Source organism: Hymenobacter citatus (assembly GCF_014333615.1).
Taxonomy (GTDB): Bacteria; Bacteroidota; Bacteroidia; order Cytophagales; family Hymenobacteraceae; genus Hymenobacter; species Hymenobacter citatus.
In genome coordinates this window covers 390,756-409,101 of sequence record NZ_JACSCY010000004.1, presented here as the reverse complement: position 1 = coordinate 409,101, position 18,346 = coordinate 390,756, and the positions used below count along the sequence as shown (strand labels likewise).

The window sequence follows — 18,346 nt, the reverse complement described above, 5'->3', positions numbered from 1 at the left end:
GGAATAATGCACTATAAAAAATAGCGCCTACCTACAACGGTTTTGTGGGCGGTAAGCAGAGACACAATATTTTATGTCTCCTCGCTGAATCTTCCAGACACCCTCATCAAACAGCCCACGTCAGCAAAAACGAGACATAAACCGTTGTATATCTACGATATACTTTGCACACAGCTCACGAAACCGTTACGATTATTCACCAGCCACTTTACTTGTTTTGCCTGCTGCCGCTGGCTCAGAACAGTGTAACTACGCGAGATTTTTCTCAATCTTGTATTGAAAGCAAGAACCAGCTTGCCGTTGCGTTGTGTTAGGCACAGCATTCCACCACGGCAACTGTGTAGTAGCCGCCTCTTTATCTCCTTATTTTTCTCTAATGCGCTTTTTCCCCCTCTCCTGCCAGGCTGGTCTGGTGGCGCTGCTGTTGCCTGTAGCTGCCGCTGCGCAAACTACCCCTGCTCCTGCTGCCGCCCAGCCCCAATGGCATCTGCTCGACCCGCAACAAAATAATGGCGTAATGGGCCTAAGCGCCGAGCGCACCTACCAGGAGCTTCTGAAAGGCCGCACGGCTACCCCCGTAACCGTGGCCGTAATTGACGGCGGCGTGGATACCGCCCACGTAGACCTACGTGGTGTGATGTGGCACAACCCCAAGGAAATTGCCGGCAATGGCAAAGACGACGACGGCAACGGCTACATCGATGATATATATGGCTGGAACTTCCTTGGGGGTCAGGATGGCCGCAACATTGATGTGGAAGCCTACGAGGACACCCGCATGCTGGCCCGCCTGGAGCCGCTCTACCAGGGCAAAACCCGCAACCAGGTGCCCGCCGCCAAGCGCGAGGAATTTGACCTCTACCAGCAGGTGAAAAAGTCCTACCAGACGCACTACAAGGAAGACCACGAGCACTATGACCAGGTGAAGGATGCGTATCCGCAGACCCAGGCCGTGACCGACCAGATGAAGCAAGCCCTGGGCGTGTCGCGTCTGGACACGGCTACCCTGCGCAACCCGCCCACCGATAATGCCGATCTGCGCAAGATCAGCCAGCTATTCTACCAGAATCTAAAAGCAGGTGGCTACGCCGATATGGAATCGGTGCTGGACGACATGAAGCACGCCTACGACCAGACCAAAAACCTGGTAGAGTACTCCTTGGACCTCAACTTCAACCCGCGTAGCATTGTGGGCGACGACCCCGACAACCTGAAACAACGCGTGTACGGCAATGCCGACGTAACCGGCCCCGACCCTACCCACGGCACGCACGTGGCGGGCATCATTGCCGGCGACCGAACCAATAACCTGGGCATCATGGGTGTGGCCGGCCTACCCGTGCGCATCATGGCAGTACGAGCCGTACCCAACGGCGACGAGCGCGACAAGGACGTGGCCAATGCCATCCGCTACGCCGTTGACAACGGTGCGCAGGTCATCAACATGAGCTTCGGCAAGTACTTCTCGCCCCACCGCGAGGCCGTGGAAGAAGCTATCCGCTACGCCGATACCAAGGGCGTGCTGCTGGTGCACTCCGCCGGCAACGAGTCCATCGACATCGACACCAAGAAGCAGTACCCCTCACCGGTGTTCCTGAACACCAAGACCATCCCGAACCTGATTACGGTAGGCGCCTCCTCCCGCACTAATAACCAGGAGCTGGTAGCCGATTTCTCCAACTACGGCAAGAAGAACGTGGACGTGTTTGCGCCCGGCGTGCAGATCAACTCCACCCTCCCCAACAACACCTACGGCAACGAAAGCGGCACCAGTATGGCCGGCCCCATGGTAGCCGGCATGGCGGCAGTCCTGAAATCGTATTTCCCCAAGCTCAGCCCCGAGGACCTGAAACGCATCATCCGCGAGTCGGCTACGCCCCTGCACACCAAGGTGCTCAAGCCCGGCGGCAAAACCACCATCGACTTTGCTGAATTGTCGAACACGGGCGGCTTGGTGAACTTGTACAAGGCCGTTCAGATGGCCCAGCAGGTGCAGTAAATCTTATTGTAACAAACAGCGCACACGGCGCGGCAGTTACCGGTTTCGGAACTGTCGCGCCGTTTCTTTTTATTCATCTATACTTTTGTCCATCAACCATTTACATGGTTTTGCCACAACCACTACTATAAGGTTGCCAAATGGTTACGAGCCTGTTTTGCTACCCGAATAATTCAATTATAATTTTTGAAGAGAATATATCTAAAAGTCAGATTACTCTCTATACTGGTGAGGTAAAATACTACCTATCATAATAGGCTTTTTCGCTCTAACCTATAGCACGAAGAACCTCTAAAGGCGTTTCTATCAGGATTAATCCTAGACTACCGTTTTGTCATATCGGCTTCTATATAGGATAGAACACATTCTTTATTATATAACTAAAATAAGTTTTTGTTAAATGTAAAATTTATTTAACACAATTTTTTCATCTATACGTTAAATTTGTGACAGAATTCTTCTATTCCACCTTCTCAAAATGAAACACTTATATCTAACCCGAAAAGTTCTTAGTGCTCTTTTCTTACTCGTGCTGGCGGTAGGGAGCGTGAAGGCTCAGTTTAGAACTGTTACAGTAAATGGCAATGTTGACCAAGCCAAGTATGGAGGAGGACAGAATACGACTCCAACCAATGTGCCCGGACGTCAGTTAGTATGGCATATGACTTGGGATGCTACGAATTTATATGTTGGTATTACTGATATAAATAATATTAGCGGTGATCAAGAAGCCACAGTTATTTACTTAGATAAGAATCCCCTACCCATTGTTAATGGAGGAGCTAATAAAGATGGCTCCATCCAAGCGTTTAATCAGGGTGAAGGATACGATGGTACAGGAGGCATATTACCTTTTCGGGCTGATGTAGTATTTTTTGTTAGAGGAGACTATCAGGAATTTCGTCTTTCCGACGGAAACGGCGGTTGGACTGGAACACAAGGCGGCTTTGCAACCACAAAATTTGTAGAAGGAGAAAATGCTACTCGTGAATTCTCTATTCCTTGGAGCAAAATTGGTGGGCTTCCTAAGTCCTTTAATTTTCTAGGATATACTACAGTACCTAAAAATAGAAATGCCTCAAATGGTAAAACTGGCTACATATATGGCCAAATCCCAACTAACACAGTATTAGGGTTAGAAGGACCTGGAATTATAGGTCGTGAAGCAAAATTTGTGCGGTATTACACTGTATCAACTACTGGTGACGACAACGTAAATAGTACTGCTTCTGGTTCTACAGGTCCCTTTAGCAGAAACAGTTACACGAATACAGAAGGTAACCGTAGCGACTTTGGATCTATCCAAGTATACGATTTCACAGTAAATAAAACTGAGTTTACTCCGGGTACAACCCCTCAATTAACCGTCACACGTGGAGATAACGTTAATGGAAACAGCGTGCCATGGAATATTCTTGGCTCTTTAACAGTCGGTACTAATAGTGTTGTTAGTGCGGGGCGTTCAAGTGATGACATTACAGTTGGTGGTAATTTTACTGTTAATGATGGTGGTACATTTTCACAGAATTCTGCTGGCTTGAGTGTGGGCGGCAATTTTAGCACGCCAGGCACTTTTAATGCCGGGTCTCAGACCCTTGTATTAAATGGGGATACTCCACAGGATATTGTTTCAGTAGCTAGCTTCAACTCTGTTAGCTTTACTGGTAGCGGTCAGAAGAATTTGACTGACAATCTGTCTATCAATGGAAATATTTCGCTAGGAGCTGGAGCAGTTTTAAATACTATTCGAACAGTTAATGGTAATACAACTAACTATACACTCAACCTGCAACCCGGCTCAAGACTGAATGAAGCAAATAGTGGAGGCGGCGGTTACGTATTAGGTTATGTACAAGCTCAGGGTAATCTATCAACGCCTAATACAGAAGTAATTTTCAATAACATCGGTATTAGAATCCGCCCTTCTGGCAACTCCTTCGAAACGTTGCCAGGTTCAACAACTGTACTACGTCGCACCGGTTTTGCACAGGCTGGTCCGAACAATAGCAAGAGCATTACTCGTCAGTATAAAGTGACTCCTGCTAACAATAAGGTACTGGCTTCAACACTGATATTTGGCTACCGAGATGCATATCCTAATCAACCAGCCGCTACCAATGGTGAACTAAATAGTATTCCTGAGAGCCAGTTACGCGTGTTCCGTTCAGAATTTGAAAACACCCCCCCATATGAGCGACTAGGCGGCTTAGTTGATGCATCCGCTAACACAGTAACTGTAACCGGTGAGTTTTCTCTAAACGGCTACTTCACCCTAGGTGATGGCAACGCTCCCCTACCCGTCGAGCTTGTGGCTTTCACTGGCCAACTAGAAGGCTCGGCCGTTCGTCTGAACTGGGCTACGGCTTCGGAGAAGAACAACAAGGGCTTCGAGGTGCAGCGTAGCGTGGGCGATGACCAGTGGTTCACGCTGGGTTTTGTGGCTGGCCATGGTAGTACCAGCCAGCGCAACGCTTACGCCTACCGCGATGCCAACGCCCCCGAAGGCAAAGCTTACTACCGCCTGCGTCAGATTGACAATGACGGCACCGAGAGCTTCTCGCCGGTGGTAACCATTGCGGTACCGGCCGGTAACTCGCCTGCCCTGGTGCTGAGCCCCGTGCCTACTCCCGATGTACTGAACATCAGTGGCCTGGGCAGCGGCGCCCACGTAGCCGAAGTGTACGACATGATGGGCAAGCGCGTGCTAACGCACTCCTTCAAGGATCAGACGACTTCGGTGTCGGTAGCCAACCTACCCAGCGGCTTGTATGTAGTACAGGTGCAGGGTAAGAAAAGCAAGTTCGTGAAGCAGTAGTCTTCGCAGATAGTTGCTTAAAGCCAAACCGGCGCGGGACTTACCTCCCGCGCCGGTTTTTTTGTGTTTGCATGGTTCCTTCAGAACGTCATGCTAAGCGAAGTCGAAGCATCTCGCGTGCTGATGTTGTGCAACTAACCCAACGATGCGAGCGAGATGCTTCGCTTCGCTCCGCATGACGGCCCGGAGCGAGCCTACCCAAGACGACCTATAGGAACACGCGAGATTTCTCTCACTGGTTGAAATGACGTTCTTTATCGAGTGTCTCTACCCTACGTCTCTTACCTTTACCCAATGGCTACTTCTCTCATCCTCTCCGATATCTACATTTATCCTGTTAAATCCTTGGGTGGCATTCGGCTCACGGAGGCAGCCGTGGGCTGGCGTGGTCTGCAATATGACCGGCGCTGGCTAATTGTGGATGCGCGCAACCAGTTCATGACTCAGCGGCAGATTGCCACCATGGCCCTGCTAGACGTAGCCCCCGCCTTCAACGGCTTTCTGCTCACGCACCGTCAGCGCCCCGAGCTACTACCGCTCTATATTCCGTTTGAGGCAGAGCGGGACAAAACGCTATTCGTGACTATTTGGGATGATATGGTGTTTGCTTGGCGCGGCACTCCCGCCGCCGACGAGTGGCTGACCGAAGCCCTGGGTCAGGAGTGCCGACTGGTGTATATGTCAGACATGGTTCGGCGTGAGGTAGAGCCCGACAAGCCCGAGCTGAACCCGCCCGGCACGCTTGTGAGCTTCGCCGATGGCTACCCCTACCTACTCATTGGGCAGGCCGCGCTGGACGACTTAAACGAGCGCCTCGCCGTGCCCGTTCCCATGAACCGCTTCCGGCCCAACTTGGTCTTCACAGGTGGCGAACCGTTTGCGGAGGACACCTGGACTGATTTCCGGGTAGGCGACGTGGCTTTCCGGGCCGTGCGGGCCTGCGGGCGCTGCGTGGTCACCACCATCGACCAGCAAACTGCCCAGAAAAACCCTGAGACGTTGAGCACGCTGGCCTCCTACCGCACGGTGGGCCGCAAGGTGATGTTCGGCCAGAACGTGACGGCCGGTAGTCAGGGCACCATCCGGATAGGCGACGCGCTGACGGTGCTGGGGTATAAGGAGAATAGCTAGAAGCAGAAGTTAGAACGAACTCCCCTCCTTTTTTAAGGAGGGGTAGGGGGTGGTAAACGTCGTTGAACGACACTAACCCAATTGTATCTGTTATCCTGAGTTGTCTGTCATCCTGAGCTTGCGAAGGATCTTCTCATGCAAGAACGGCAAGTGTACCAACGGCTCGTTCGCGTGTGAGAAGGTCCTTCGCAAGCTCAGGATGACAGCCATATTCTTTACTCACCATTCATTACCCTCACCCCTACCCTACCCAACTCCCGCCTACCCTGCCTCGTATGCCCAGCCATGAATCGTGCTGTACTACTGGAATTTCTGCGCGGCCTGGCCGCCAACAACAACAAGCCCTGGATGGATGACCACCGGGCCGAGTACCACCAGGCCCGCGCCGTGTTCAAGGAGCTGGTAGCGGAAGTGCTCCAAGGCGTGCAGCGTTTCGAACCAGCGCTGCAAACTCTCACAGCCGGCGAAACGATGTACCGTATCAACAAAAACGACCGGTTTCAGCAGGGCCAGGAGCCTTACAAGCGCCACATGGGCGCGGGCCTCAAGGCCGAGGGTAGGCACTCGCGCTGGGCGGGCTACTTCCTGACGCTGGAGCCCGGCAACTCCTGGCTGGGCGCCGGCAAGTGGCTGCCCGACACCGCCAGCCTGCAACGCATCCGCCAGGAAATCCATTACTCCCCCGATGCCTTTCACGCCCTGCGCCAGCACCCCGATTTTGTGCGCCACTTCCCCGACGGCCTGGAGGGCGACCGGCTCCAGCGCCCACCCAAAGGCTACGACAAACACGACCCTGATATCGAATGGCTCAAGATGAAAAGCTTTCTGGTAAGCCGCCCCATCTCCGACGCCGAGTTACTGCAACCTAATTTCGTGGAAAAAGCCGTTGAAAGCCTGCGCATAGCACAGCCGCTGGTGCAGTTTCTCAATCAGGCCATTGGGGAGGAATAATGGTGAGATGGTGAGATAGTGAAATGGTGAGTTTGTGAAGTGGTGAATAGGAAATAGCAAAGCGTCTGTCATCCTGAGCGGAGCGAAGGACCTTATCACCTCAGAACGGCAAGCGTAACAACGACTCGTTCAACTGGCATAAGGTCCTTCGCTCCGCTCAGGATGACAGACGCTTGTTGCATTCACAACTTCACAAACTCACAACTTCACCATTCTTTAAAACAGCCCAAACAACGTGCTATTAATCCGCTCGATGACGATGCCGAGGTCTTCGGGGTTGTGCACGTAGTCGAGGTTATTGACGTCGATGACCAGCAGTTTGCCGTTTTTGTAGCCGCTGATCCACTTTTCGTAGTGCTCGTTGAGGTTTTTGAGATATTCGATTTTGATGTTGTTCTCGTAGTCGCGGTTGCGCTTCTCGATTTGCTGGATGAGCTTGGGTAGGTCGGCCTTGAGGTAGAGCAGCAGGTCGGGCGCGTCTACCATACTGATCATCGACTCGAACAGGTTGCAGTAATTCTGGTAGTCGCGCTCCGTCATCAGGCGCGACTCGTGCAGGTTGGCCGCAAAGATGTGCGCGTCCTCGTAAATGGTGCGGTCCTGAATTACGCCTTTGCCGGCCCGTTGCAGCTCCTTGATGCGCTGCACCTGCCGGAAGCGGCTGTTCAAGAAATAAACCTGGAGATGAAAAGCCCAGCGCGGCATGTCGTCGTAGAAATCCTTGAGGTAGGGATTGTGGTCGACGTCTTCCAGAAACACTTCCCAATTGAAGTGGTGGGCCAGCTTGTTGGCCAGCGTGGTTTTGCCGGCCCCAATGTTGCCGACGATGGCGATGTGCATGAGCGTAAAAAGCAGGTAGCTGAAGAAACAGAGAACCACAAAAGTAGCGGAAAGCCGGCAACCGTGCCGCTGTCTTTTACCAGCATTTCACAGTGGGCGGCTGCTACTTATGCTGCCATAAAAACCGTATATTGTTCTACTACTCTGCCTGCTCTTTTTGCAGCCGACCAGGGGACCATGCCCTGCACTTTGCACGCTCCGTCCTCAGGATGTATCACACTCAACTAGTACGGCCTATTTTCTTTTCTACCCACCCTTTAGCTGGTCATGGCTATGGCTATTGCTTATCCTCTCTCCACCGACTGCTACCCCGTACACGACGTACTCGGCCAGCTTATTGCCACTGCCTATTATCACGCCCAAGACGAGTTGCTGTACGTGGTTTGGACAGGCCATATTACCAACGTGGAGGTGATACAAGTAGCCGAATCCTTTCTGCAGCTTCAGAACATCCGGCGTATTACTCGTCTCTACAACGACAAAACGGCTACCACCGGCGACTGGGCCGAGGCCATGCCCTGGCTGGAGTTTGAGTGGCTACCTAATGCCATCCTCAACGGCCTGTGTGCTATTGCCTACGTCTTGTCGCCGGATGTTTCCAACCAGCTCATCAGCCGTCGGTTTGCCGACCGGGTGCGCTTGCACTTGCCCATCCAGCTTTTCTACGATTACGACAAAGAAACAGCCCTGACGTGGCTCCGGACGCAATAAGTTCCGCGCCACATCAGGGCCGATCATGTGCCCGGCTACTTGTCGTCCGTCACGATATCTTTCATACTGCGGGCCTTTTCGAAGGTCCGAAACTCGCCTTGCCAGGAGCGAATGCGTAGGCGGTCTTCCATCGCAATTTCGCTACGCACCTGGCTATAACGAGCGTTGAGGGCGCTCAGCACAGTGCTGGCCTCGGCCCATTCGGCGTCGGTCCACTGGCGGCGCTGGGCGCGGGTAGCGTCAATAAAACGCGAGTATAAATCCACCATTTCCGAGCCACGGGCTTTGCTAATTTGCACATCCTCGTTGAGCAGGCGGCGCTGAGCCTGTTGCGCGGTAGTGGGTTGCGCGGCCTGCGCCTCCAGGCGCTGCTGTTGGATAGCCCAGTCCTTGTAGCGCGTCTTCTGCTGCGCATACTCACGCTTCGACTGCGACGAAAGGCTGTCGGTGGCGCGGTCGAGGCGCTGACTCTGGCGGTCGAAGTTGGCCATCAGTGCGGGCCAGTTGCGGCGGGCACCGGCATCAGCTTTGTCTACCTGCTGGTTCACCCAGGCCGAGAAGCTGCGCAGCTCTGTTTCCGCTTTCGACTGCGTATGGTTGGGCGTAGTGGTTTGCGCGGTAGCAGGAGCAAATGGCAGCCAAGCAGTGGCAGCGGCGGCCAACAGAAAAGGGAAAGCGTATTTTTTCATTTTCGCAAGAAAACCGGCCGAAGCCATTGGTACAGACGGGCCAGCCCCAGCCAGCCCTACCCTCCCAACGACAATTTCCGGCCCAAAGATGTAATGGAACGCAGGCAAAATTCGCTTTTTCCGCGAAAAATGCCGTTTTTGCGGTCTATGTCCGCCTCTTCACCTGTTACCGTTGCCGTTCAGCCTGCCACCCTGGCGGATATTCCTACCATCATCTCGCTGGCCGAAGCCACCTGGGAGCCCACATATCGATTTATCCTTTCCAAGGAACAGATCGATTACATGTATCGGGTGATTTATACTCCCGCCTCTCTACACCGCCAAATGACCGACGATCAGCACAGCTTTTTGCTGCTGTTGGTAGAGGGGCATCCAGCCGGCTACGCATCGTTTTCGCGCCTGCTTACAGATGAGGCCCTATATAAGCTACACAAAATCTACGTGTTACCCTCGCACCAGGGACAGGGCCTGGGGCAGCGGCTAGTAGCAGCCGTAGAAGACGCTGTGCGCGCCGCTGGTGGCCATACGCTGGAGCTGAACGTGAATCGCTACAACCCGGCCGTGTCGTTCTACGAGCGCCTGGGCTACCAGCGCCACCGCGAAGACGATATTCCGATTGGGCCGTACTGGATGAACGATTTTATCCTGCGCAAGGAGCTGGCGTAGCTCTCCGGCGCAGGCCGTTGCCACCCCAGCGGTTATCTTTACGGTTCACTAACCCTAATTTTTTCAAAGATGGCAACCAAACTTACGGTTCTCAATAATGGCTCATTGCGCGTAGAAGGCAACGATTTTGAGCTGGTAGATGCGCAAGGCAACCCCTATGGCCTGGGTGGCCGCGAGCGTATCAGCATCTGCCGCTGTGGCCTCTCGGCCCAGAAACCCTTCTGCGACGGCTCCCACAAAGGCCACTTCGAGCACGACGCCAAAGCCTTCGACCTACCTGCTCCCAAACAGTAGGTGAAATGGTGAGATGGTGAAATGGTGAGATGGTGAGTAAAGAATACGTGTGTCATCCTGAGCTTGCGAAGGACCTTCTCACGCGTGAACGACTAACGTAACAACGGCTCGTTCAACTGGCAGAAGGTCCTTCGCAAGCTCAGGATGACACACGTATTCTTTACTCACCATTTCACCATCTCACCATCTCACTACTCGCCAGCCAAGGAGTCAACCAGCGCCACGTATTCCTGGCGGGCCGACTCTTTGCTTTTACCACTGAGGCCAGCCCAGGCGTCGTACTTGGCAATGGCTTTGAAATCGAAGCCGCCGGGGCGGGTGCCGGTTACGTCGCCTTCGGTGGCTTGCTTGTAAAGGGCGTAGAGCTGGAGCAGTACCGTGTTAGAGGGCTTGCTGGGGAGTTGCTGCGCGCGTTGGGCAGCGGCTTCAAATTCTTCCTGCGTGGTCATAAGAACTGATTGGATGAAGGAATAAACAAGGTGAGCAAGTTACAGAAAGGTCGCAAAGAATGCTGCATGCAGCATTCTTTTGCGCCTGAAACTGTGCTACCCTGCTATCCTACCCTCCTCTCCTACGTACTACCTGCAGCTCAACCTTACGCTGCTTGTATGTCCCATCTTTCGCCCGCGCTGCTGGTAGCGCTTTTTGCGGTGGCCGCCGTGGTAGTGTGGCAAGCCGGCACCTACCTTTCTGATACTACCGATGTGCTGGCCCAGCGCCTGAAGTTGGGCGATGCGCTGGGCGGTTTGCTGCTGCTGGCCATCGTAACCAACCTACCCGAGCTGGTTATTACCGTGAGTGCCGCCCTACGGGGGCAGGTGTCGCTGGCTGTGGGCAACATACTGGGCGGTATTGCAGTGCAAACGCTGGTGCTGGTAGTACTGGATGCTTTCGGCCAGGGCCACGACAAGCCCCTTACCCACCGCGTGCATACGTTGGAGCCAGTACTGGAAGCATTGTTGGTCGTGGCGGTACTCACGGTAGTGGTCCTCGGCGCTCAGTTGCCCGTGGGCCTGCTGGGTGGGCGCGTGTCGCCAGCCGAGGTAGTGCTGGTGCTGCTATGGATGGGCGGTGTGTTTCTTATTGGTAAGGCTCAGCGTGGCCTACCCTGGCGGCCCCACGCGCCTGCTAACGGCCGCCCCGCTCCCCCCGACGACGCTTCGTCGAAGCAGAAGCCCTTCACCGGGAGCAGCACCCGGCGTGTGGCACTGGTATTTGGGGCAGCGGCTCTGGCTACGTTGCTAGCTGGTTGGGCATTGGAAGTCAGCGGCGAGCAGCTAGCCGACCAATGGGGCATGACGGGCCTGCTTTTTGGCGCCACGGTGCTGGCCGCAGCCACCTCCCTACCCGAAGTATCGACTGGGCTGGCAGCCTTGCAATTGGGCAAGCCGGAGTTGGTAGTAAGCGACATTTTTGGGGGCAATGCCTTTCTGCCCGTGCTATTTCTGCTGGCCGCGCTGGTATCGGGCAAGGCGGTGCTTCCGAGTGCCCAGGCCTCCGACCTATATCTCACCGGTTTGGGCATTTTGCTGAGCAGCGTGTACGCGGTGGGACTGGTGTTTCGCTCGCGTCGGCAGGTAGGCCGCCTGGGCCTCGACTCGTGGGCAGTACTGGTGCTGTACGCGCTGGGCATGCTTGGCCTGCTTTTCATCAAACAGTAAGCCTATAGCTCCTCCATAACCAGCAACGAGGCAGGTCGTATCACCTAAAGGCCTATGTAGCCCTGTCAATTGCTTACGTTATGAAAAAATCAAAGGAACCGGATCTTGAAACACTGGTTAAACTGTGTCTGCAACACAAGCTGACACTGGCGTTGGCTGAGAGCTGCACATGTGGTTTGGTGGCCGCCCAGCTGGCGCCTGTGCAAGGTGTGAGCCAAGTACTGTTAGGCTCTGTGGTCACGTATCATGCAGAAGCCAAGCAGAAGTTGCTAGGCGTCAAGAAAAGTACCCTGACGACATACTCAGCAGAAAGCCAGCAGACCACCAACGAAATGGCCCAGGGTTTACACCGTCAGCTCCCAGCCGAGATATGCGTGGCCGTAACGGGCCTGTGTGGTCCTGGCGCCTCCGAAAGCCCCGACAAGCCCGTGGGTACCGTTTTTGTGACGATTATGCTGGAAGGCCGCGCGCACGAGTACCGGGAAGAATTTCCTGATACCGATGGCGAACAACTGCGCCATCAAGCCACCACGCTGGTCTACGAGAAGCTAATGGAGCTTCTTAAGCTCTACCAAGCCGACCCGTCCAAACAAACAGCTCTTTCCAAGTAGCACTTCCCACACAATACCATTAGTACGTACAGGCGGTACACGGTTAGTAAAAAGACGTCTGTCATCCTGAGCAGCGCGAAGGACCTTATGCCCGTAGAACGAGTCGTTGTGACGACCATTGTTCTGCTGTGAGCAGGTCCTTCGCGCTGCTCAGGATGACAGACGTCTTGTTGTTCACTACTTCCCCATCTCACCGCTGCGGGCGCACCAGCATGATCTTCAGGTTCAGCCGCACCACATCGCCCATGGTGCGGCAGCGGCTGAATTGCGTGGTGCCGTGGTGGGCATTGAGGTCTTGCTTGAGTTGGGCAATTTTGTCGGGTGGGGCCAGCTCGGCGCGGCGCATGCAGTCCATCAAGTCGCGGAGGCGGTAGCGCTCCGAGCGCACGCGCCGGGCCATGAGGGTGCGCTCCTCGGCCTGGTACTGGCGCACGGTATCGGGCTCCAGCCAGCGGCTGCACAGCTCCACCACGGGGCGGTTGTCTTTGAAAAACTGCGGCAGGTACATGGTTTTCCTACCCTCGTAGCTCTGCTGATCGAAGTCGATAGCGCGCACGCGGTACTGCTCGTCCTCGAAGTCGGGCGTCACGTCAATCACGTAGTTGTAGGCGCGCATATCACCCAGCAGGCGGGCAAAGCACCGCTCGTTGAACTTCACAAACTCTTTGGCGATGCGCACCTGGTTGAGTTGGGGCGTGCGCAGCCGCGTGCGGATAAAATCGTCGCCGGGAATGCCCACAATGTGCTCCTCAATCAGCGTTTCGCCCTGCACTAGGTAGTTGATGCTGTTGGGAGAGAGCAAATGCTCCAGCTCCAGGCCATATACACGAGAGGCATCGGCGCGCTTCACGTAGAAGTAATCGTAGTTGTCGTTGAGCTGGTTGACTACGCGCACCCGAAACGGGTTGCTGTTGCCGAAGCGGCAATAGTCGATGCGGTCGGCCAGCAGGTGTTCAGTGAACGACAGGTCGCCGTCGGTTTTCAGCAGGGCGTATATTTCCGTTAGGCCGCGGGTCAACTCTTGCAGCTCGTTGGGCTCGTAGTACACAGTTTCCCAGAGCGTGTCGCGGCCCTGGCGGTCAAGCAGGGGGTAGGCGTTGCTCACGCGCAGCAAGTCGAGGTAGGAAATGGGTAGGTCTGTGGCGCGGTCGTACTGGCGCAGGTAGTGGCGTAGGGCCGCATCGAGTGGGTAGCTCTTTTTCTTTTTGGAAATTTCCACGGGATGAGGATGGGTAGGCGAAAAAATAGGACTAGGGCAGGAATCGACGCAAAAATTACGGTTCCGGTGGTCAGGCTCAGGTATTTAATTTCGAACTTCGCAGTACTTCCACCACGTGTTGTTCTGTTCTCAAAGATGAAAAAACTCCTGACTCCGCTACTGCTTGCCACGTTGGTGCTGTTGCCTACCCTGTCGCCGGGCTGGGGCTTTATGGGCCACCGCACCATTGCCCAGATTTCGGTATACGCGCTGCCCAAAGCCATGCAGCCGTTTTACTACCACTTTCTGCCGCGCTTGGTAACGCTCTCCACCGCCCCCGATGAGCGCCGCGAAACCGACCCCACCGAGGCGCCCAAGCATTACATCGACATGGACCACTACGGCACCGACCCGTTTGGGGCCATGCCTAAAGCCTGGGAAAAGGCCGTCGCCAAGTACTCGGCCGATACCCTGCGCAAGTACGGCACCGTACCGTGGACGGTTATTGACCTGAAGGACCAGCTCACCCAGGCTTTCCGCGATGGGGATACCACCAACATCCTGAAGCTGTCGTCGGATCTGGGTCACTACATTGGCGACGCCTTTGTGCCCCTGCATACCACGCAGAACTACGACGGCCAGATGACCAACCAAACCGGTATTCACAGCCTGTGGGAGTCGAAGCTGCCGGAGCGCCATATTGCCAAGTACAAGCTCAACAGCGACGAGGCCAAATATGTGAAAGACCCGCTGGCAGCCATTTGGATGACGGTGCAGCAGTCGTATGGCTTCCTGGGTGCTACGTTTGATGAAGAAGAAAAGGTGACACTGAAGTACACCCCCGAAACCAAGTATAACTACTCACACAAGTACGGCACCACCCGCCGCTCCTACTCCGACGCCTTTGCCGACTCCTACCACGACATTGTGGGCGGACAGGTGGCCTACCGCCTCAAGCAGGCCCCTACCCTGGTAGCCTCTATGTGGTACACGGCCTGGAAAGACGCCGGCAGCCCCAACCTGGAGAAGCTGCTGGCCCACGAGCCCACTAAAGAGGAAAAGGACCGTCTGGCTTCTGACCTGAAGCTCTGGAAAGACAACCAGCTGGTGCCCCAACAGCGCCTGCTGGCCCTGGAAAAACCCAAAGCCGCCGCCCGCCCCGACCAGATTGGTGCTGCCGTTGAGATGAGTACACCCGCCGCCGCCGACCTGGAAGAGAAGCCACAGCCAGCCGCGGCTCCCACGTCTGCCAAGGCCACCCCCCCTACCCCCGATAAAGTGAAGGTGAAAGTGAAGCCGACCGCTGCGCCGGCTACCAAGACCAAAGTCAAAGCCAAAAAAGCCACCGACGACTGGGGCACCGGCGGCTGGTAGGAGTGGTGAAATGGTGAATAATGGCCGTCATTTCGACCAGCGGGAGAAATCTCGCGTGCTGATGTTAGATACTATCTTTTATTAGCACGCGAGATTTCTCCCGCTGGTCGAAATGACGTTCTTTTTGGAAAGCGTAGTAACATTACCATTCCATATTCACAACTTCCCCTTCCTATGACCCGTCCGCTTCTGCTGGCTGCGCTGCTCCTGGGGCTGCTGCCGGCCTGCAACCAAACCCCGCCGGAAACCACTGCTACTGCCCAGCAGCCCACCACGCCACCGCCCGTACCCGGTCCCAGCCTCACGGCCCTGGCCGACAGCAACGTGGTGGCTCTGCTCACGCCCTACCTCCAGGAGCATCCCGGCTCGGAGATATTGCTGCACACGCGCCTGGGCACCATGCGCCTGCGCCTCTACGACGATACGCCTATCCATAAGGCCAATTTTCTGCTGCTAGCGCGCAAAGGGGTGTTCAACGAAACCCTGTTTCAGCGGGTAGAGAAGGGGCTAGTGATTCAGGGTGGGCGGTCCACCAACCGCACCATTGCCATCAACCGCTACCGCCTGCCGCCTGAAATGCGTCCCGAGCATTTCCACAAAAAAGGTGCCCTGGCCATGGCTCGCTACGACGATGAGCAGAACCCCGATCAACTGTCGTCGGGTATTGATTTCTACATCGTGCAGGGCCAGAAGTGGGGCCCCAATCAATCGAAGGCGCTAGCGGGCCGCAAGCTCACCCCTGCCCAAATCGAAACCTACGCCACTGAGGGCGGCCTACCCTCGCTAGACGGCAAATACACGGTATTCGGGGAAGTGGTAGAGGGCCTAGACGTGCTGGACAAAATTGCCGACGAACCGATTGATGCTTATAACTGGCCGAAGAAAGACGTAAATATGAAGATGGAAGTGGTAGGGGGGTAGAGGTTTTTCTCTGTCATCCTGAGCATTCCGCGCATCAAGCGGCGACGAAGGACCTTCTCACGGTAGAACGACAAACCTACCAACGACTCGTTCTGCCGTAAGAAGGTCCTTCGTCGCCGCTTGATGCGCGGAATGCTCAGGATGACAGAAAAACAAGGCACGCCTCCCACAAAAAAGCCCTGACGCTTCTGCGTCAGGGCTTTTAGTTTCAGGAAACAACCTGTCTACCAAATACGAGCGCGCACGTTTTCGGCGCGCACCATTTTAGCGTCCTGCTTGCAGCCAAATGCTTCGTAGAACTGCGGCATGTTTTGCAGCGGGCCTTCGGTGCGGAACTGGGCCGGGGAGTGCGGATCGGTCATTACCTGCTGGCGCAGATACTCGGGGCGGGCATTGGTACGCCAGATCTGGGCCCAGGCCAGGAAGAAGCGCTGCTCGGGCGTGAAACCGTCGTAGTTCGGTACATTTTTGCCAGCAATAGCCTTTTGCAGGGCCGTGTAGGCGATGTTCAGGCCACCGATGTCGGCCAGGTTTTCACCCATCGTCAGCTTGCCGTTTACAAACACTGAATCGAGCGGCGAGAAGGCCGAGTACTGCTTGTCTACCAGGTCGGCGCGCTGGGTAAACTTAGCGGCGTCTTCCTTGGTCCACCAGTCTTTCAGGTTGCCCTCGGCGTCGTACTGGCGGCCCTGGTCGTCGAAGCCGTGGGTCATTTCGTGGCCAATCACGGCGCCCATGCCGCCGTAGTTCACCGCGTCATCCGCCTTGGGGTCGAAAAACGGAGGCTGCATGATGCCGGCCGGAAACACGATTTCGTTCATCGGCGGGTTGTAGTAGGCATTCACTGTGGGCGGGGTCATGCCCCACTCATTGCGGTCAATCGGCTTGCCGTAGTGACCTACGTTGTCCTGGTAGGCCCATTTGCGGGCGGCCAGCACGTTGTTCAGGTACGACTCACGCGAGATGGTGAGGGCCGAATAGTCTTTCCACTTATCGGGGTAGCCGATCTTCACGGTGAAGGCATTCAGCTTCTTCAGCGCCTGCTCTTTGGTGGCGGCGCTCATCCAATCCAGGTTCTGAATGTGCTCGGCGAAGGCGGCGCGCAGGTTTTCCACCATCTGCTTGGCCTTGGCTTTGGCTTCAGGCGAGAAGGCCTTATCCACGTACAGCTGGCCGAAGGCTTCGCCCAGGGCACCATCGGTGGCGCGGAGCATGCGCTTCCAGCGAGGCTGCTGCTGCTTGGCGCCGCTTAGCACCTTCGAGAAGGCAAACGACTCATCGCCAAACGACTTGGGTAGGGCCGAGGTGAGCGAGGTAGTCAGGTGCCAGCGCATGTAGGTTTTGAGGGCAGCCAGCGGAGTCGACTTCAGCAGGGCGTTTTCGGCCTTGAAGAAATCGGGCTGGCCTACAATTACCTCCTGGGCGGCGCCCAGACCGTTTTGCTTGAGGGCGCCGGCCACGTTCAGGTTGGGGTACTGCTTCTGCACCTCCGCCAGCGTCATCTTGTTGTAGTTGGCGTAGGGGTCGCGCAGGGCTACGCGGGTGCGGCTCGCTTGCGCTAGCTTGGTTTCGAACGCCAGTACCGTTTGCGCGTTTTTGGCAGCTACGGCCGGCGAGTCGCCCAGCAGCTTGAAGGTGTTGGTGAGGTAGTTGACGTAGGCCGTGCGGATGCTCTTGGAGCGCGCATCGTCCTTGAGGTAATAGTCGCGGTCGGGTAGTGAAAGGCCGCCCTGGTACAGGCTCACGGCGTATTGCGAGCTGATTTTGTCGTCCTGCCCTACCCCGCTGTAGTAGAACGCGCCGGTACCGATGGTTTGCTCGCGGGCAATTTCAGCCTGCAAGGCTTTCATGTCCTTCACAGCGGCAATCTTGTTCAGCTCAGGCTGCAAGTACTTCAGGCCGGCTTTATCAATAGCCACCGAGTCCATAGCCGACGCGTAGTAGTCGCCTACCTTCTGGGCGTTGCTCCCCTTGGCGGCCGTGGTGTTGGCGGCGGCTTCGTCCAGGATCTGCCGCATCACGGCGTTGTTCTTGTCAGCCAGCTCGTTGAACGAGCCCCAGCGCGATTCCGCATCCGGAATCGGATTGTTCTTTAGCCAGCTACCTGAGGCAAACTGAAAGAAGTTGTCGCAGGGATTCGCTGATTTGTCGATGTTCGCCACGTTCAGGCCGGTACCTTTGGGAGCTTCGGCCTGGGTGGTTGCCGTAGCGGAGGTAGCCGATGCCGCAGACGTAGCAGCCGTATCGGAGGCCGTAGCGGTTGATTTCGACGAGCTACAGCCCGCCAGCGTCAGCCCGGCCGCGGCCACTACGGCCAGCGTCAGGCTATTTCGGTTTTTCATAGGTGGTAGGAAAAGGAGAAAAAATGGGAATTGGGAGGACAAGATACGGAGGAAATCCTGTGCTCCGTGGTCTTGCTCAACAGGTGTTTTGCGCTGTCTGGTGCCCGCAACGCAAAAAAAGGCAGCCCGCAGGCTGCCTTTTT

The 18,346-nt window shown here is 55.5% G+C and carries 16 protein-coding genes; 11 read left to right on the top strand and 5 right to left on the bottom strand.

Annotation, left to right across the window (positions count from 1 at the left end; genetic code table 11):
• The first annotated feature begins 376 nt into the window (after window positions 1-376).
• The 4 genes from H8B15_RS08000 (at window position 377) to H8B15_RS07985 (ending at window position 6,896) form a co-directional block, all read left to right on the top strand.
• Window positions 377-1,999 carry a S8 family peptidase gene (locus H8B15_RS08000; protein ID WP_187319139.1) on the top strand — a complete coding sequence of 541 codons (1,623 nt, stop codon included), beginning with the start codon at window positions 377-379 and terminating at the stop codon, window positions 1,997-1,999.
• Between the two features lie 478 nt (window positions 2,000-2,477).
• The gene (locus H8B15_RS07995; RefSeq protein ID WP_187319138.1) at window positions 2,478-4,814 is read left to right on the top strand and encodes a T9SS type A sorting domain-containing protein; all 2,337 of its coding nucleotides are present in this window, start codon (window positions 2,478-2,480) and stop codon (window positions 4,812-4,814) included.
• Between the two features lie 294 nt (window positions 4,815-5,108).
• Complete coding sequence (locus tag H8B15_RS07990) at window positions 5,109-5,945, top strand: MOSC domain-containing protein (RefSeq protein ID WP_187319137.1); 837 nt, start codon at window positions 5,109-5,111, stop codon at window positions 5,943-5,945.
• A gap of 285 nt (window positions 5,946-6,230) precedes the next feature.
• Window positions 6,231-6,896 carry a DUF2461 domain-containing protein gene (locus tag H8B15_RS07985; protein WP_187319136.1) on the top strand — a complete coding sequence of 222 codons (666 nt, stop codon included), beginning with the start codon at window positions 6,231-6,233 and terminating at the stop codon, window positions 6,894-6,896.
• A gap of 216 nt (window positions 6,897-7,112) precedes the next feature.
• Here H8B15_RS07985 and H8B15_RS07980 read toward each other — a convergent pair whose 3' ends face one another.
• Window positions 7,113-7,736 (bottom strand): deoxynucleoside kinase, encoded by a 624-nt coding sequence (locus tag H8B15_RS07980; protein ID WP_187319135.1) that lies wholly within the window; start codon window positions 7,734-7,736, stop codon window positions 7,113-7,115.
• A gap of 273 nt (window positions 7,737-8,009) precedes the next feature.
• Here H8B15_RS07980 and H8B15_RS07975 point away from each other — a divergent pair, with 273 nt between their 5' ends.
• Window positions 8,010-8,447 carry a hypothetical protein gene (locus tag H8B15_RS07975; protein WP_187319134.1) on the top strand — a complete coding sequence of 146 codons (438 nt, stop codon included), beginning with the start codon at window positions 8,010-8,012 and terminating at the stop codon, window positions 8,445-8,447.
• 35 nt (window positions 8,448-8,482) lie between these two features.
• On the opposite strand, the gene H8B15_RS07970 is transcribed toward H8B15_RS07975, so the two are convergent.
• The gene (locus H8B15_RS07970; protein ID WP_187319133.1) at window positions 8,483-9,136 is read right to left on the bottom strand and encodes a hypothetical protein; all 654 of its coding nucleotides are present in this window, start codon (window positions 9,134-9,136) and stop codon (window positions 8,483-8,485) included.
• A gap of 147 nt (window positions 9,137-9,283) precedes the next feature.
• On the opposite strand from H8B15_RS07970, the gene H8B15_RS07965 reads away from it, so the two are divergent.
• A complete protein-coding gene (locus H8B15_RS07965; RefSeq protein ID WP_187319132.1) occupies window positions 9,284-9,802 on the top strand; it encodes a GNAT family N-acetyltransferase in 519 nt (172 codons plus the stop codon).
• A 69-nt stretch (window positions 9,803-9,871) separates the two neighbouring features.
• The gene (locus H8B15_RS07960; RefSeq protein WP_187319131.1) at window positions 9,872-10,096 is read left to right on the top strand and encodes a CDGSH iron-sulfur domain-containing protein; all 225 of its coding nucleotides are present in this window, start codon (window positions 9,872-9,874) and stop codon (window positions 10,094-10,096) included.
• Window positions 10,097-10,287: 191 nt separating this feature from the next.
• Here H8B15_RS07960 and H8B15_RS07955 read toward each other — a convergent pair whose 3' ends face one another.
• Window positions 10,288-10,545, bottom strand: a complete 258-nt coding sequence (locus tag H8B15_RS07955; protein ID WP_187319130.1) for an acyl-CoA-binding protein — start codon at window positions 10,543-10,545, stop codon at window positions 10,288-10,290.
• A gap of 159 nt (window positions 10,546-10,704) precedes the next feature.
• Between H8B15_RS07955 and H8B15_RS07950 the strand changes: the two genes are divergently transcribed.
• A complete protein-coding gene (locus H8B15_RS07950) occupies window positions 10,705-11,757 on the top strand; it encodes a sodium:calcium antiporter (RefSeq protein ID WP_187319129.1) in 1,053 nt (350 codons plus the stop codon).
• Between the two features lie 80 nt (window positions 11,758-11,837).
• Window positions 11,838-12,368 (top strand): CinA family protein, encoded by a 531-nt coding sequence (locus H8B15_RS07945; RefSeq protein WP_187319128.1) that lies wholly within the window; start codon window positions 11,838-11,840, stop codon window positions 12,366-12,368.
• 190 nt (window positions 12,369-12,558) lie between these two features.
• On the opposite strand, the gene H8B15_RS07940 is transcribed toward H8B15_RS07945, so the two are convergent.
• Window positions 12,559-13,587: a hypothetical protein gene (locus H8B15_RS07940; protein ID WP_187319127.1), complete on the bottom strand. Its 1,029-nt coding sequence runs from the start codon at window positions 13,585-13,587 to the stop codon at window positions 12,559-12,561.
• 135 nt (window positions 13,588-13,722) lie between these two features.
• Here H8B15_RS07940 and H8B15_RS07935 point away from each other — a divergent pair, with 135 nt between their 5' ends.
• Window positions 13,723-14,940 (top strand): zinc dependent phospholipase C family protein, encoded by a 1,218-nt coding sequence (locus tag H8B15_RS07935; protein WP_187319126.1) that lies wholly within the window; start codon window positions 13,723-13,725, stop codon window positions 14,938-14,940.
• Between the two features lie 174 nt (window positions 14,941-15,114).
• Window positions 15,115-15,861 carry a peptidylprolyl isomerase gene (locus H8B15_RS07930; RefSeq protein WP_187319125.1) on the top strand — a complete coding sequence of 249 codons (747 nt, stop codon included), beginning with the start codon at window positions 15,115-15,117 and terminating at the stop codon, window positions 15,859-15,861.
• Between the two features lie 224 nt (window positions 15,862-16,085).
• Here the strand turns inward: H8B15_RS07930 and H8B15_RS07925 are convergent, their stop codons facing one another.
• A complete protein-coding gene (locus tag H8B15_RS07925) occupies window positions 16,086-18,203 on the bottom strand; it encodes a M13 family metallopeptidase (protein WP_187319124.1) in 2,118 nt (705 codons plus the stop codon).
• Between the last annotated feature and the right edge of the window lie 143 nt (window positions 18,204-18,346).

What these genes read in the sequence shown, in the direction of transcription:
- H8B15_RS07965 (WP_187319132.1), top strand. Translation starts at nt 9,284, where the DNA reads ATGTCCGCCTCTTCACCTGTTACCGTTGCCGTTCAGCCTGCCACCCTG.
- H8B15_RS07990 (WP_187319137.1), top strand. Translation starts at nt 5,109, where the DNA reads ATGGCTACTTCTCTCATCCTCTCCGATATCTACATTTATCCTGTTAAA.
- H8B15_RS07975 (WP_187319134.1), top strand. Translation starts at nt 8,010, where the DNA reads ATGGCTATTGCTTATCCTCTCTCCACCGACTGCTACCCCGTACACGAC.
- H8B15_RS07935 (WP_187319126.1), top strand. Translation starts at nt 13,723, where the DNA reads ATGAAAAAACTCCTGACTCCGCTACTGCTTGCCACGTTGGTGCTGTTG.
- H8B15_RS07950 (WP_187319129.1), top strand. Translation starts at nt 10,705, where the DNA reads ATGTCCCATCTTTCGCCCGCGCTGCTGGTAGCGCTTTTTGCGGTGGCC.
- H8B15_RS07995 (WP_187319138.1), top strand. Translation starts at nt 2,478, where the DNA reads ATGAAACACTTATATCTAACCCGAAAAGTTCTTAGTGCTCTTTTCTTA.
- H8B15_RS07970 (WP_187319133.1), bottom strand. Translation starts at nt 9,136, where the DNA reads ATGAAAAAATACGCTTTCCCTTTTCTGTTGGCCGCCGCTGCCACTGCT.
- H8B15_RS07980 (WP_187319135.1), bottom strand. Translation starts at nt 7,736, where the DNA reads ATGCACATCGCCATCGTCGGCAACATTGGGGCCGGCAAAACCACGCTG.
- H8B15_RS07960 (WP_187319131.1), top strand. Translation starts at nt 9,872, where the DNA reads ATGGCAACCAAACTTACGGTTCTCAATAATGGCTCATTGCGCGTAGAA.
- H8B15_RS07930 (WP_187319125.1), top strand. Translation starts at nt 15,115, where the DNA reads ATGACCCGTCCGCTTCTGCTGGCTGCGCTGCTCCTGGGGCTGCTGCCG.
- H8B15_RS07985 (WP_187319136.1), top strand. Translation starts at nt 6,231, where the DNA reads ATGAATCGTGCTGTACTACTGGAATTTCTGCGCGGCCTGGCCGCCAAC.
- H8B15_RS07945 (WP_187319128.1), top strand. Translation starts at nt 11,838, where the DNA reads ATGAAAAAATCAAAGGAACCGGATCTTGAAACACTGGTTAAACTGTGT.
- H8B15_RS07925 (WP_187319124.1), bottom strand. Translation starts at nt 18,203, where the DNA reads ATGAAAAACCGAAATAGCCTGACGCTGGCCGTAGTGGCCGCGGCCGGG.
- H8B15_RS07955 (WP_187319130.1), bottom strand. Translation starts at nt 10,545, where the DNA reads ATGACCACGCAGGAAGAATTTGAAGCCGCTGCCCAACGCGCGCAGCAA.
- H8B15_RS08000 (WP_187319139.1), top strand. Translation starts at nt 377, where the DNA reads ATGCGCTTTTTCCCCCTCTCCTGCCAGGCTGGTCTGGTGGCGCTGCTG.